The sequence below is a fragment of the Salinivibrio sp. IB282 genome, assembly GCF_001995685.1.
Lineage (GTDB): Bacteria > Pseudomonadota > Gammaproteobacteria > Enterobacterales > Vibrionaceae > Salinivibrio > Salinivibrio kushneri.
Genome location: NZ_MUET01000014.1, coordinates 1 through 15,249, shown reverse-complemented (window position 1 = coordinate 15,249; position 15,249 = coordinate 1). Strand labels below are relative to the sequence as shown.

Annotated in this window: 11 protein-coding genes; 6 read left to right on the top strand and 5 right to left on the bottom strand. The window is 51.4% G+C overall.

The genetic code is table 11. The features are described from left to right. Positions 1 to 8: 8 nt before the first annotated feature. Genes BZG14_RS04710 through ppx form a run of 3 tightly spaced genes read left to right on the top strand, consistent with a single transcriptional unit; the run spans position 9 to position 4,140 of the window. Complete coding sequence (locus tag BZG14_RS04710) at positions 9 to 518, top strand: glycine cleavage system protein R (protein WP_077608117.1); 510 nt, start codon at positions 9 to 11, stop codon at positions 516 to 518. Positions 519 to 539: 21 nt separating this feature from the next. Next, positions 540 to 2,654, top strand: a complete 2,115-nt coding sequence (ppk1, locus tag BZG14_RS04705) for a polyphosphate kinase 1 (protein ID WP_069363273.1) — start codon at positions 540 to 542, stop codon at positions 2,652 to 2,654. After that, positions 2,629 to 4,140 carry an exopolyphosphatase gene (ppx, locus tag BZG14_RS04700; RefSeq protein WP_077608116.1) on the top strand — a complete coding sequence of 504 codons (1,512 nt, stop codon included), beginning with the start codon at positions 2,629 to 2,631 and terminating at the stop codon, positions 4,138 to 4,140. Before ppk1 ends, ppx begins: the two co-directional genes overlap by 26 nt. A 60-nt stretch (positions 4,141 to 4,200) precedes the next feature. On the opposite strand, the gene BZG14_RS04695 is transcribed toward ppx, so the two are convergent. From BZG14_RS04695 to BZG14_RS04675, 5 genes are all read right to left on the bottom strand, one after another. Beyond that, the gene (locus tag BZG14_RS04695) at positions 4,201 to 5,169 is read right to left on the bottom strand and encodes a PstS family phosphate ABC transporter substrate-binding protein (RefSeq protein WP_069363275.1); all 969 of its coding nucleotides are present in this window, start codon (positions 5,167 to 5,169) and stop codon (positions 4,201 to 4,203) included. Beyond that, positions 5,163 to 6,458, bottom strand: coding sequence for a phosphate regulon sensor histidine kinase PhoR (gene phoR / locus BZG14_RS04690; RefSeq protein WP_077608115.1), 1,296 nt, complete (start codon positions 6,456 to 6,458; stop codon positions 5,163 to 5,165). The genes BZG14_RS04695 and phoR overlap by 7 nt, the downstream gene beginning before the upstream one ends. A 38-nt stretch (positions 6,459 to 6,496) precedes the next feature. Then, entirely contained in the window at positions 6,497 to 7,186 is a 690-nt protein-coding gene (gene phoB, locus BZG14_RS04685; protein WP_069363277.1) for a phosphate regulon transcriptional regulator PhoB, read from the bottom strand. A 107-nt stretch (positions 7,187 to 7,293) separates the two neighbouring features. Continuing rightward, positions 7,294 to 11,061 (bottom strand): AAA family ATPase, encoded by a 3,768-nt coding sequence (locus BZG14_RS04680; RefSeq protein WP_077608114.1) that lies wholly within the window; start codon positions 11,059 to 11,061, stop codon positions 7,294 to 7,296. A gap of 3 nt (positions 11,062 to 11,064) precedes the next feature. Then, on the bottom strand, positions 11,065 to 12,420 hold the full coding sequence (locus tag BZG14_RS04675) for an exonuclease SbcCD subunit D C-terminal domain-containing protein (protein ID WP_077608113.1): 1,356 nt from the start codon (positions 12,418 to 12,420) through the stop codon (positions 11,065 to 11,067). Positions 12,421 to 12,460: 40 nt separating this feature from the next. On the opposite strand from BZG14_RS04675, the gene rdgC reads away from it, so the two are divergent. From rdgC to BZG14_RS04660, 3 genes are all read left to right on the top strand, one after another. Next, on the top strand, positions 12,461 to 13,369 hold the full coding sequence (rdgC, locus tag BZG14_RS04670; RefSeq protein ID WP_198532018.1) for a recombination-associated protein RdgC: 909 nt from the start codon (positions 12,461 to 12,463) through the stop codon (positions 13,367 to 13,369). 123 nt (positions 13,370 to 13,492) lie between these two features. Next, positions 13,493 to 14,839: a prephenate-dependent tRNA uridine(34) hydroxylase TrhP gene (trhP, locus tag BZG14_RS04665; protein WP_077608111.1), complete on the top strand. Its 1,347-nt coding sequence runs from the start codon at positions 13,493 to 13,495 to the stop codon at positions 14,837 to 14,839. A gap of 1 nt (position 14,840) precedes the next feature. Continuing rightward, positions 14,841 to 15,095 (top strand): YfhL family 4Fe-4S dicluster ferredoxin, encoded by a 255-nt coding sequence (locus BZG14_RS04660; protein WP_077608110.1) that lies wholly within the window; start codon positions 14,841 to 14,843, stop codon positions 15,093 to 15,095. The last annotated feature ends 154 nt before the right edge of the window (positions 15,096 to 15,249 follow it).

The following is a 15,249-nucleotide window of genomic DNA, read 5'->3' as shown; positions in this document are numbered from 1 at the left end:
GATCACGCATGAAACACTTTGTTATCACCTTAGTCGGCCCAGATCGCGCAGGCCTGGTTGATCAGATATCACACACAGTGTTCAGCCATCATGGCAACTGGCAAGCCAGTCGGCTCAGTCAGCTACCAGGGCAATTTGCCGGTATCATTCACATTTCGGTATCAGACACGTACGCTGATGCCTTGGTTCATTCGTTACGCGCGCTCGATGGCTTGCAGCTGCTGATCGCCGATGCGACACCCGCTTCGCCGTCTCCGATCACCCATACCTTGTCGGTGACAGGCAACGACAGGCGTGGCATCGTTCAAACGCTCAGCCAACTGCTCGCCGCTCATGGCGTCACCATCAACAAACTCAACACCCAAACGCAAAGTGCCGCCAATACGGGCGGGCAAATTTTCACCGCAGATTTTTATTTAACTGTCCCACCAACGGCGGACATTAACGTATTGCATGAAGCCCTTGAAACGCTGTCAGACGACTTGATTGTCGATTTTGACAGCAATTTTATTCAGTAGAACAGGATTTTCTTACGCGTTATGACTTTAGACTCTTATCATGTCGACAAAGAACTTAGCTGGCTTTCTTTTAATGAACGTGTCTTGCAAGAAGCTGCAGACAAAAGCGTCCCGATTATTGAGCGAGTCCGGTTTTTAGGCATTTTTTCATCCAACCTTGACGAATTTTATCAAGTACGGTTTGCCGACGTGAAACGGCGCATCATCATTGATGAGGAGCGGGGAGTAGAAAGTCATGCCAAAGAGTTGTTGAGCAAGATTCAAGCGAAAGTCGTCAAGCTGAACCAAGACTTTGATCATCTTTACAATGATATCTTGCTAGAAATGGCCCGCCGCCACATTTTTTTAGTCAACGAACGTCAACTCTCTGACCATCAAGCCCAGTGGCTAAGGCGTTATTTTAGAAGCAATATTTTGCCTTACATCACGCCAATCATGCTTAACAAAGACGTCGATGTTTTAAGCTTTTTGAAAGACGCCTATTCTTACCTCGCCGTTCAGCTGAAAAAAGAAGGGGAAGAGCCCAAGTATGCGCTGATAGAGATCCCCACTGATGAGCTAGAACGCTTTGTTAAAGTCCCTGAGCCAAAAGGAAAACGGCAGCGTAAAACCATCATTTTACTCGATAACATCATTCGTTTGTGTTTAGACCAAATTTTTAGTGGCTTTTTCGACTATGACACGGTCGAAGCGTACGCGATGAAAATGACCCGTGACGCAGAATACGATCTGACCAATGAAGTGGAGCACAGCCTGCTTGAGAATATGTCAGAAAGCTTGGATCAGCGTTTAACCGCCCTGCCCGTTCGGTTTGTTTATCAACGCGATATGCCGCCAGAAATGGTGAGCAAGTTGATTCAGGTATTAAAAATCTCCGACTACGACAGTGTCTTACCGGGTGCGCGTTATCACAACTTTCGCGATTTTATTGGCTTTCCGAATGTGGGGCGTAAATACCTGGAAAACCCGCCTCTGCCCCCATTCGAGTCAGCAGATTTTCAACTACAAAACAACGCATTTGAGGCCGTTCGCCAACGCGATATTCTCCTTTATTATCCCTACCATACCTTCCGGCATATGACCGAGCTGGTGCGCCAGGCCTCCTTTGACCCTAAGGTGCGCAGTATTCGTATCAATGTGTACCGCGTAGCGAAAAACTCCCGCATCATTAACTCAATGATTGATGCCGCCAACAATGGCAAGCGTGTCACCGTGGTCGTTGAACTCCAGGCGCGCTTTGACGAAGAGGCTAACATCGAGTGGTCACGGGTGCTCACGGATGCTGGTGTAAAAGTAGTGTTTGGCACCCCTGGGCTCAAAATTCACTCGAAACTGTGTTTGATTTCTCGTCGTGAAGACGGGGTGCTGCGCGATTATGGTCACATTGGCACAGGCAACTTTCATGAGAAAACAGCGCGTATTTATACCGATTTTGCCTTATTTACCGCGGATCAACAGCTGACATCAGAAATTCGTAAAGTCTTTGATTTTATTGAAAATCCCTACCGTCCTGTTAAGTTCAATCACTTAATTGTCTCGCCACGTAACTCGCGGCGGCGTATGTATAAATTGATTGAACGTGAAATTGAACATGCACAGGCCAAGCGTAAGGCTGGTATTACCCTCAAGGTCAACAACCTGGTCGACAAAGGATTGGTGAACCTGCTTTACAAAGCGAGCAATGAAGGGGTGAAAATCCGCATTATTGTGCGCGGCATGTGCTCGCTGGTGCCAGGGGTTAAAGGAGTCAGTCAAAATATCAAAGCGATCAGTATTGTCGACCGCTTCTTAGAGCACCCCCGCGTGTTTGCCTTTGAAAACGGCGGCGAACGTGATATGTATATTTCGTCTGCCGATTGGATGACCCGCAACATCGATAACCGCATTGAGGTTGGGGCACCCATTCGCGATCCCAGACTGAAAGATCGCATCATGGCGATCTTAGAAATTCAATTTTCCGATCGCGCGAAAGCCCGCGTTATCGATAAAGCCATGTCTAACGCCTACGTAAAACGCGGTAACAAAAAGAAGATCCGCTCGCAAACCGAGATCTATGATTACCTTAAACACGTGGAGCGCCAAGAACTCAAAAACGCGGAAAAGTTGCAACATGACACACCCCCAGTCAAAAAATAAGCCTCGCGAAATCGCAGCGGTTGATCTCGGCTCTAACAGTTTTCATATGGTCGTCGCGCGCGTCGTTGGCGAAGGACTGCAGATAGTGAGTCGTCATAAACAACGTGTGCGACTGGCCGCCGGGCTGGATGAACAACATCGCCTCAGTGATGAGGCGATCCGCCGTGGTGTCGAGTGCTTAGCCATGTTTGCTGAGCGGTTGAACGGCCTCGACATGGAAAATGTCCGTATCGCCGCTACCCACACCTTGCGCCAAGCGCGCAATGTCGACACCTTCATCGAACGGGCGAGACAGGTTTTACCCTACCCGATTGAAATCATTTCTGGGGAGGAAGAAGCGCGTCTTATTTATATGGGCGTCTCCCATACGCAGCAAAACGTTGGCCGAAAATTAGTGATTGATATTGGGGGCGGCAGTACAGAATTAGTGATCGGGGATAACTTTGAGCCCGCACTAGTTAACAGTAAACGGGTTGGCTGTGTCAGTTATAACGAGCGCTTTTTCCCCAAAGGCAACATTACGCCTAAGCAATTTGCCGCCGCACAGCTGGCTACCCAACAAAAGCTAGAAAGCTTAGCGTCTCAATACCGCCAAGCCAGCTGGCAAGTGGCACTCGGTGCGTCAGGCACCATCAAAGCGATTCGTGAAGTGATTATCGGCCTCGGTGATGAAGATGGGATTATCACCCGTAAGCGGTTAGATAACCTGATCGAAAAGCTGCTGAAATTTAAAAACAGCGACAGTATCGACTTGCCCGGCTTGTCGGCTGACCGCCAACCGGTTTTCGCCGCCGGCGTCGCGATTCTTTCTGGGATATTTGATGCGCTTGCCATCGAATCGATGCGCTTCTCTGATGGTGCATTACGTGAAGGGTTGCTCTATGAAATGGAAGACCGCTTTCAGCGTACCGATATCCGTGGTCGCACGACGGATGATATGGCAGCACGCTACAACATCGACCTGAGCCACGCCCGTCGCGTGCAACATACAGCGGCGTATTTTTATGCGCAAGCCGAGCCGGATAAGGGCAGCAAAAAAGCAGAGCTCGCCGGGCTTTTGAATTGGGCTGCGCTGCTGCACGAAGTGGGGTTAAGCATTGGTTATCCTGGCTACCACAAGCATTCTGCGTATATTTTGCGCAATACCAATTTACCTGGGTTTAACCAAGAGCAGCAAACCGTGCTTGCCACCCTCGCGCGCTTCCATCGTAAGGCACTAAAGCTCAACGAGATGCCTAAGTTTACCTTGTTTAAACCTAAGCTCATCGAGACGCTGATTTGCGCACTACGGTTAGCCTGTGTGTTGCATTCACAGCGTAACGACGAGGCCTTGCCAGAGATTGATCTCAGTGTCGACAAGAAAGGGGCATGGCAGCTCACCTTCCCGACAGGGTGGTTGCAAGAAAACCGCTTGCTCGCGGCGGATTTGGAAGCCGAAAAGCAATACTGGCAATCCGTAAACTGGACGCTGACTTTTAGTGACTAAGCGCGCGCCAAGCGTTCGCTTGCGCAACGCCGAGTCCCTCACAAGCCGATTATCTCGCAGCTAGTCTTTTAGCGATGCATCCAGCCCTAGTGCTTGTCTTTGCGCGCGCACCGCTTGAGCCGGCAAGGGAATATAGCCTTGCTGGCTCACCGCCTTCTGCCCTTGCGCCGACAAAATATAACGCATAAATGCCGATTCAAGGGGCGCCAGCGGCTGATTGGGGGCTTTATTGATGTACAAATATAAATAACGGGTAAGGGGGTACTCACCCGTTCGAATCGCTGAAGGGGTGGGCTTTATCGCCGCTTTTCCCTGGTGTGAAATCGCCAACATGCGCGCGCCAGAGGCCTGATGACCAATTCCTGCATACCCGATAGCATTCAGCGAAGAGGCCACCGACTGCACCACTGACGCCGAGCCAGGCTGCTCATTCACATCGGCACGAAAATCCCCACGGCACAACGCGGCTTGCTTAAAATAACCATAGGTACCGGATACCGAGTTGCGGCCGAATAATTGTAAATCTCGGTTGGCCCAACGGCCTGATAAGCCCAATTGCCCCCAGGTTGCCACCGGCTGACTCGCGCCACACCAAAGCGTGCGAGAAAATACCGCATCCAGCTGTTGAAAGCTGATGGCGCGTAAAGGGTTATCTTGGTGGACATAGACGGCCATCGCATCCACCGCAACGGGGACCGCGGTAGGAGGATAGCCAAAACGTGCTTGAAACGCATTTTCTTCACTGACCCGCATCGGACGACTCATGGGGCCAAGTTGGGCTGTCCCTTCCACCAGCGCGGGGGCGGCGGAGGCAGAGCCTGGCGTTTGTAGCTGTATATTCACTCCGGGATGCAACCGTTTGAACCCTTCCGTCCAAGCGGCCATCATATTGGCTAGGGTATCTGATCCCACTGAGCTCAAGTTACCGGATATACCACTGCTACGTTGATAATCAGGCAGGGTGTCAGCATGACTAAGGCTCGCCACACTCAATAGCAGGCAGGCTGTGGCCAAAAACCGCTTTAACATGCTAACCGCTCCGGTAAGGTAAAGGAGAACGTGCTCCCTACCCCGAGTTCACTTTGAATATCTAATTCCGCATCGTGATGACTGAGCGCATGTTTTACAATCGCCAGCCCTAAGCCACTGCCACCCGTTTCACGGGAGCGCGCTTTATCTACCCGATAAAAACGCTCGGTTAACCGATCCAGATGTTGCGGCGCGATACCCTCGCCACTGTCCTGCACTYCCAAGCGTGGGCCTTTGCTTGCGCGATACCAACGCACAGTGATCCCAGCTTTGGGCGGAGTATGCTTTACTGCGTTATAAACTAGGTTGGAAATCGCACTGCGTAATTGGTCATCATTGCCTTTTACTTTAAGGCTGGTATCAACTTCAAACGTGAGTACATGCTCACTATCACCACTTAAAGCTTGGGCTTCTTTTTGTAGCACATCAAGCATGGCTGGCACATCGACAAGATGATCCAACTCAGGCTTGGCCGCCGCTTCAATTTTAGACAGGGTCAAAAGCTGTTCCACCAGTGACTCCATCCGGGACAATTGCTCGGTCATCACCCCATGTGCTTTGGGCCACATGGGACCGACGACCATCTCTGGATCTTCCGTCATTTCTAAGTAGCCACGTAACACCGTCATCGGCGTGCGTAGCTCATGTGAAACATTGGCGAAAAAGTTGCGGCGCATCCCTTCCAGTTGCTTCAACTGAGTGATATCACGCACCACCATCAAATATTCGCCTTCCGCATAGGGCATGGTCCGGAACTCAAGTGTGCGCGCGCTATTGAGGTGAGAGCGCATCTCAAGCGGCACATCGTAGTTGGCATCAGCTATATAGCTGACGAATTCAGGGGCGCGGATAAGATTACTGATATGCTGACCATTATCATCAGGCATACGCAAGCCAAGCAGCTCTTGGGCTAATTTGTTACACCAGACAATGGCACCGTCACGCTCAAACACCACCACCGCATCCGGTAAAGACTCTGCCCCGTTGCGAAAGCGACGAATCAGATTCGCCAGCTCCTTACGGCGACGACGATTACGCTTTTGTAAGCGATAAATCCCATTAAACAAAGGCTCCCAGGAGCCGGTGCCAGAGGGTGGCATCAGGCTTTTGTCTTTCCAAAGCCAATCGGACAGCTTGACCTGCTGATGCAGGTGCCAAAGCAGCATGGCAACGGTAGCGCCAAGCAATAGCCAAGGTAGGCCACCAAACAGCCAGCCTATAATAAACCAAGGTAAATAAAAAAAAGCCAGCTCCCAGGCTAGCTTCTTCCAAGACAGTCGTTCGACCATTGCGTCTCCATGCAGCCTACACCTGATGTAGGCCGGATTTAACTACGTGTTGAAAAGCGGTATCCAGCGCCGCGTACCGTTTGTACCAATTTAGCGTGCCCACCGGCTTCTAGCACTTTGCGCAAACGACGAATATGCACATCGACCGTTCTATCTTCAACATAGACATTGGTGCCCCACACGTTATTGAGTAGCTGCTCGCGGCTATATACACGCTCTTGATGGGTCATGAAAAAGTGCAACAGCTTAAACTCGGTCGGCCCCATGTCTAGCGGCTCATCATTGGCGGTCACTCGGTGCGAGACAGGGTCAAGTTTCAACCCTTGTACTTCAATAACATCATCCAAGGTTGTCGGCGATACACGGCGCATCACCGCTTTTAATCGCGCCACCAGCTCTTTCGGCGAGAAAGGTTTGGTGATGTAGTCATCTGCGCCTACTTCCAGGCCTCGCACTTTGTCTTCTTCCTCGCCCCGTGCGGTCAGCATCACCACAGGAATCTGTCGGGTCAACTCTTCCCGCTTTAAGTGCTTAATAAGATTGAGCCCCGATCCACCAGGTAACATCCAATCCATCAGGATCATTTCTGGGTAAGGCTCGCATATTTGCGCCAGTGCCGAATCGTAGTCTTCTGCCTCAACCGTTTGATAACCTTTTTGTTCAAGCACAAAACAAAGCATCTCGCGAATGGGGGCTTCGTCTTCAACAACGAGAATCCGTCTAACCATGATAATTACCTAGTGTTATCATTGAACTGGCGCCATTATGTGGATTTATTATGACATTTTTGTGACCCAGCGCGAGCTATTTTCCCCTTGTGTCGACAGGCTGTGACCTAGCCAACACCTTGCTCTGTCACCATGACTTTGCTTGCGCCACCACCTTGGCTATCTACGCGCACTTGCGCACCAATCCGTTCAACCAGCGTATTCACATGCGAAATCACCCCAATTTGTCGGCCATCCGCTTGCAGAGTGTCCAAGCAGGCGAGCGCCATTTCTAAGCTGTCAGGATCTAGGGTGCCGAAGCCCTCATCAATAAACAATGAGCCAAGCTGGCGGGTATCTGCCGCTAAAGAGGCCAGTGCTAGCGCCAGCGAGAGCGAGACTAAAAAGCTCTCTCCGCCAGACAGTGATTCGACACTACGCACCTCATCACCCATATCATGATCGACCACTTGTAGCGCCAGCAAGCTATCCGGTACCGTTTGCAATGCATAACGTGGTGACAATGACGCCAAGTGCTCATTGGCAATCTCGACCAGCTGGGACAAGGTTAACGACTGCGCAAGATTACGGAATTTAGCGCCACTGGCAGAGCCTATCAGGTCGGCCAATTTCAACCATTGCTCGGTTTGCTGCCTCTGTCCCTCGATTTTTTCGGTCAGCGAGCCGGCTTGCTGTTTGGCTTTTTCCGACTCCGTCAATTGATGGCGGAGGGTGAAGAGCCGCTGCTCGTTTTCTTCAAGTGCTTGTTGCCAACTCGCTTGCTGCGCGCTAAGTGATGCCTCATCCTCCGCGAGTTGCTGCGTCGCTAGCCAAGCACTTGCATCAGCGATGGCCTGCTGACAATGACTAAGCTGTTGCTGACGCTCATCAAGGCGTGTTTTTGCTTCTTGATAACGCGCCTCAACGTCGCTGATAGCCTGTCGCTCATTAGCTCGCCATGCCTCACTGTAAGAAAGTGCGGTAATTAAATCATACTGATGAACACCAAGCTCCGGCTGCCATTGGATCCAACGTCTAACACTTGCGCGGTAGCGCTGGTCCGCCTCACGCTGCTGGGTATCGAGAGTTTGCTGACGCGCCTGTACGCCCGCGCGCTTTTCACTGGCCTGCGTATACGCCTGCTCAGCGTGGTTACGTTGCGCCCGCTGCCCGTCGATGGCGGCTTTATATTCTCGCTCCAACGCCTCTAAATCTGATTGCGGGATCAGTGCTTGGCGCGCGACACTTTGTTGTTGATGCTCTTGCGCCAACACAACCAATTGCGCTTGCCGTGCTTGAATATCTTCCGACAAGCTCTGACACTGCTGCGAGAGCGTGGCCAGTTCGGTCTCTCTTTGTTGTTTGTGCTCAGCAAGCGCCGCTTTTTCATCTTGCAGCGCCTGGTAGGCCTGAATTTTTTGCTCCATCTGGCGGATATAATGCGCCGCCCCCACCTGTTGCAGGCTCGCCAGCCATTGCCCAGCACCTAACTGCTGATCCAACGATTGGCTGACGCGCGTGAGTTGCGCGTGTTGCTGTTGCCATTGCTCATCAATCGCGTTGAGTCGTGTCTCACACTCAGTCAGTGACTGATCAAGTTGATGACGTCGTGCCACTCGCTGCTCACGTGCATGTTGGAGTTCCGCGATGGCCGTATCCATTTGTTGCACGTGCGCAAGCTGTCGTTGGCGCTCCGTCATCGCTTGATAACAGGTTTGATACTCGGCATAGGTTTGTTGCGCCTGTGCGTCAATCTCGCCGAGGATGTCACTGAGTGGACGTGATAAGTCGATGGCTTCATCCAGCTCAGCGATCGCGGCAGACACCTCGCGTTCGCATTGCTGTCGCTCAGCCTGCCAAACAGCCCCCTGTTCTCTCAGCTCGGCGCACGCGTGCTGGCTTTGCTGGTGCTGTTTCTGCCAATAATAGTATTCGGCATTGTGCTGGTTATACGAGGCTTGCAAGGCGTCTACACGCGCTTGCTGCTGGGCGATCATGCCTTCAATCGCGGGGGCATGGTGCAGATAAGGATGTTCGGTAGCCCCACAGAGCGGACAAGGATCCCCCTCGTGTAAGGTTTGGCGAAGATCATCAAGCTCGACCACCGCCATCGCTTGTTGAAGGCTATTCTGAGCCTCCTCCACCTGAGCCTGCTCGCGGGTTAGTGTCTCTTTCAAGTGGGCTAAATGCGCTTGGCTGTCCGCAAACAATGCTTGGTGTTTTTCCAGCTCCGCTTGATTATGCTGACAGCGCTCTTGCCAATACTGCCAGTTTTTCCCCTCATTGAGCACCGCGTCTTGCTGCTGCTTTTGAGTGTGCAATTTGCTATACCGCGCCTGATCTGCGTCTTGATTTGCCTGCAGCGCCTCAGGATCCAGCGCTTGTCGCTTGGCTTTCAGCTGCGCACTACTGTCATCCACTTGGGCAATGTCTTTGTCCAACTTGTCACGTTGCGGCTGCCAATGTTGCTGCTGATGATAACGGGCTTGATACTCTTCTTGCAGCGCCGAGAGAGTATCTTGGCAATCGAGGTACTGGCGCAGGTTATCGAACACCGGCTGATAGTGCTCCGCCACATGCGAGAAGTCACCATATTGCGCGATTTCTTGTTCTAACGCCGTCTCGCGACGTTGCTGTTGCTCGGCTTGTTCGCGCGCATGGACGAGTGACTGGTGAGCATGACGATACTTTTGCTGCTGCTCATTCAACGCCACGTTTTGATCGTGCATTTGCCGCTCAATGCCGGACAATTGCGTATCGATTTGCTGCGCCTCACGCACTTTAGGCTCAATATCCGCCCAATATTGCTCGGCCTCAGCCAATGCTCGGTTGGCGGCGCGCCAGCGTTCGGCCTCTTGTTCATATGCTTGCGCAATCTCGCGCTCTTCGCGTGCAAGTTGATGGCTTTCGAGTGTGAGCGCTTGGCGTTGCCATTGGGTAGTCTGCACCGCTTGCCAGTCATCGCGCGCCACTTGCACTCGCTCTATCTCATCCAACGCCTCTCGCCGCGCGGCAATGCCTTCTCGCGCTTCACTCGCTTCATCGAGCGCCTGCTGAGCCGTCTCGACACCCTGCTGCGCTTGGGCAAGGTGCGTGTGTTGTTGGCGGTAGTCATTGAGTTTTCTCAGCTGAGTTTGTAAATCGTGAATGTGCTGCTGGCATTGCGCCTGCTCTTGATGCAGTTGCTGTTCTTCATCATCCGTGAGTAACTGAATATCGCCCAACTGTTGGGTCAGTTGATCCAGTGCTTGCTTTTCATCGCGGGCCCGCTCGTGGGCCATTTGCGACAGCCGGCTGTATATCTCAGTGCCTGTCATCCGTTCAAGTAAGGCCGCTCTATCATCGGCAGACGCTTTTAAGAAAGCGGCAAAATCCCCTTGTGGCAACATTACCGCACGGCGGAACTGTTCATAACTGAGACCAACGAGACGCTCTATTTCGCTAAGGACTTCTTGCTTTTTCCCGGCAATACGCTGACCTGTGGCGAGGTTTTCCAGCCAATGTTCACTCGCCTGTATGCGGCCATCCGCCTTGCCCCGCGCCCGGCGTACCGACCAATGTGCGCACCAACGGCTGCCGTCATAGGCGACAAAATCAACCTCTGCGTATCCCTCACCTTTGCCACGCGATAAGATACTACGCACATCATTGGCTTTAACCCGAGTGGCCGGGTCACCCAAGCCAATATCCGCATCATGCTTTTTATTGGACTGAAAGCGTGGGATCTTGTCGTAAAGCGCCAAGCAAATCGCATCCAAAAGCGTCGACTTTCCCGCGCCTGTTTTGCCTGTGATCGCAAACAAGCCACTGTCACCCAGTGGTCCTTGTGAGAAGTCCAATGCAAACGGATGTTGAATGCTGGCCAAATTCTCGCCACGTAATGCCAGGATTTTCATCGTTTATTGATCCTCGTCCTGTTCCAGTTGCGCCAATAACTGAGAAAACGTTGCTGATAACGCCGTATCCGGTTCACCTTGATACTTTTGCTGCCAGCCATGACGCAGTACCTGATAAGGCTCAACCTCAGATAACCGTTGTTGCCGAAAGCCACCTGTTTGTGGTTGTTCTCGATAATGAGGGGTAATTTTCGCAAGCCGTACGGGTTTACTCTCTAGCGCGGCTAAGATCTTTTCTCTTAACATCGGCTGGGGTTTATCCAATAAAACAGGGACATCAAGCAAAGGCTGCTGCGACAGCGGTAAAGGCTCAAGCGTGAGCCCCGCCAAGGCGTCGAGTACCGTCTCCAGCGGTGCGGGCTGTTCCGGCACTCTCCATAAATCTACCGCACGCGGTACATAATGTGGCACCACACTTTGTAGCTGGTTGTCTTCAAGGGTCACGGCTAATACTTGGTGCCGATAATGTCGCTCTGATAACGATAGTGGAATCGGTGAGCCGCAGTAACGGATCCGGGATTGTTTCGCCACTTGCTGGGCTAAGTGCAAATGCCCGAGTGCGACATAAGCAATATCCTCACTGAAAATATCTGCCGGCAGCGCATGCTGATTCCCCCCCAGAATGCGTCGCTCTGACATCTCTGATAACTCGCCACTGGCCATATACACATGGCCCATTGCTATCAATGCCTGATCAGCGCGCGCATTCTCACGCCCCGCTTGCTCCGTTTGCTGATAAATAGCTCGCACTCCCTCAATAAGCCGATCGTCCTTTTCATCGAGCCCTTCTGTACGTAAATCACCACTTCGCAAAAAAGGTACTGCCAATACCCAAGCCGCGACCTCGCCTGACTTATCGGTAATTGGCACGCGCATACGTTCAGTATCTAAATCGCCATCTCCATCTCTCGCGATGGCGCCAATTAAGTGTAAATCAAAGGCTTTGAGTAGCTCGTGTGGGGCGTCGAGTTTGCTAGGTGAGTCATGATTCCCGCCAGTGATCACTACATTTAAGTCTGGCAGTGCTTTGGCAATGTCAGCTAAAAATCGATACAGCATCCGCCAAGCACTGGCGGGTGGGTTAGCACTGTCAAACACATCTCCCGCCACCAATAAGGCATCGGCTTGCTCATCAATGAGACATTGCTTAAGCCAATCGAGAAAAGCTTGATGTTCATATTGGCGATCATAACCATGCAGCTGATGACCAAGATGCCAATCGGAGGTATGAATGATTTTTAACACAACTGAGGTAATCCATTCGTTGAGGAAGTTGGGCAAGTTTGTCTCGCTGAAGTCGCGAGCAGGGTTAAATTCTACGCTAATTGCAGCGACATTCGAGAGTGAATGCAATACCATGTTGCCTTTCTCACAACAGGATGGATAAAGCCTCGCCATGATTTGGTTTAAGAATTTACTCGTCTATCGTCTTACCCGTGATATTCCTCTCGATCCAACCCAATTGGAAAGCCAGCTGAAAGAGTTCGGTTTTACCCCGTGTGGCAGCCAGGACATGCAAAAGTTTGGTTGGGACAATGCGCTGGGTAAGCACGGCGATATGCTTACGCATGTCAGCGGTAACAATATCCTGATCCGCGCTCGCAAAGAAGAAAAGTTGCTCCCCGCGTCGGTGATCAAAGACGCCTTGGAAGAGAAAGTCGACGCCATGGAGCAAGCCCAAGGGCAACGCCTGAAAAAGCGCGAGAAAGATAGCCTAAAAGACGATGTGGTCATGGAGCTCTTGCCACGTGCCTTCACGCGCCAAAGCCAAATGTGTGCCTTGCTCATGGCCGATAAAGGCCTGGTATTAGTTGATGCAGCCAGCATCAAAAAAGGCGAAGAGTTGCTCGCGCTATTACGAAAATCTATCGGCAGCTTACCTGTCGTGCCGGTTGAAACCGAGATCCCAGCAGAGCACGCGATGACCGAATGGGTGAAGCAAGGCCAAGCGCCGCAAGGCTTTCACCTCGGTGATGAGGCAGAACTGAAAGCGCTACTCGAAGAAGGTGGGGTGATTAAATGCAAACAGCAAGATCTCACCAGTGACGAAATTCAGGCGCACCTAGAGGCAGACAAACAAGTCACCAAGTTATCCATGGACTGGYAAGAGCAAATCGACTTCATATTAGGCGATGATTTGAGCCTGAAGCGCCTGAAATTTTCTGAAGAGATCCGCGATCAAAACGCTGACATCGACCGAGAAGATGTTGCCGCCCGCCTTGATGCTGACTTATCGCTGATGTGCGGCGAGCTCGACACGTTATTAGAAGGCTTATTCACGGCTTTAGGCGGTTTAAAAACCGACTAACTAATCCCTACAAAGATTAGGTAAATTCGGCTGGTAGTGTGGGCAATGTCACAGTAAAATGGCGCCCACACTCACCTTCAACGTGAAGGTGCCTGACTTATACTCAGACTCAAGCTTGGAATTATGTTTACGCCAGAATTACTCTCTCCCGCCGGTAGCCTAAAGAATATGCGCTATGCGTTCGCCTACGGGGCCGACGCCGTGTATGCCGGTCAGCCACGCTACAGCCTGCGTGTGCGCAACAATGAATTCAACCACGAGAACCTGAAAATCGGCATCGATGAAGCCCACGCACAGGGTAAGAAATTCTACGTGGTTTGTAATATTCAGCCGCACAACGCCAAGCTCAAAACCTTTATTCGCGATCTCAAGCCGATTATCGATATGGGCCCTGATGCGCTGATCATGTCGGATCCTGGCTTGATTATGATGGTGCGTGAGCACTTCCCTGATATGGCAATCCACCTTTCCGTGCAAGCCAATGCGATTAACTGGGCGACCGTCAAATTTTGGCAGCAGCAAGGGATTGAGCGTGTGATCTTATCGCGTGAACTAGCACTGGAAGAGATCGAAGATATCCGCCAACACTGCCCTGAAATGGAGCTTGAGGTGTTTGTTCACGGCGCGCTATGCATGGCGTATTCTGGTCGTTGTTTGCTATCAGGCTATATTAATAAGCGCGATCCAAACCAAGGTACCTGCACCAATGCCTGCCGTTGGGACTACAAAGTTCATAAAGGCAAAGAAGACGACGCAGGCCAAGTCGTACAAGTTCAAGAAGTGACCCCAACCCTGGGTAAAGGCGAGCCGGTTGATGATTTGGTATTGCTCGAAGAGGGCGGACGTCCGGGTGAGTTGATGGCCGCTTATGAAGATGAGCACGGCACCTACATCATGAACTCAAAAGACTTACGCGCCATTCAGCACGTTGAGCGCTTGACCCAAATGGGCGTACACTCGCTAAAGATCGAAGGCCGCACTAAGTCTTTCTATTACTGCGCACGCACCGCACAGGTGTATCGCCAAGCAATTGATGATGCCGTGGCCGGTAAACCATTCGATGAGAGCCTGATGAACACCCTCGAGAACCTTGCACACCGGGGCTACACCGAAGGCTTTTTACGTCGACACACCCACGATAGCTACCAAAACTATGACTATGGCTATTCGGTTTCTGACCAACAGCAATTTGTCGGCGAGTTTACTGGCAAGCGCCGTGGCGATCTGGCTGAAGTGGAAGTGAAAAACAAATTTATGCTCGGTGACAGCCTTGAGCTGATGACACCACGCGGCAATGTTCATTTCACCTTAGAAGCGATGGAAAATCGTAAGTCAGAAACCATCACAGATGCCAAAGGCAGCGGTCATTTCGTATTTATTCCTGTGCCAGAAGATATGGATCTAGAGTACGCGCTACTGATGCGTAACCTACAATCAGGACAAGATACACGTAACCCATCGGGTAAGTGATATGGCACTACTCATCACCGATAAATGTATAAACTGCGACATGTGTGAGCCCGAGTGTCCCAACGGGGCCATCTCGATGGGTTCTGAGATCTTTGAGATCGAGCCTGATTTATGCACCGAGTGTAAAGGCCATTACGAAAAACCAACGTGCCAGTCGGTCTGCCCGATCTCCAAATGCATTATCACCGATCCCGATAATGCCGAGACCGAGGATCAGCTCCTAGAAAAATTTGTGGTCATCCAAGGGATGGCCTAAACCACTAAAAGCGCCGCGAGGCGCTTTTTTTATGTCTGTATCAATCTAATCTACAACAGTGAACTAACGCTAAGCGCTTAACAGTAATACATGGCAGTCTCAAATGAAGGGGTTGCGCTCAGACTCACACATATCGCAATTGGTACCCTAGGGT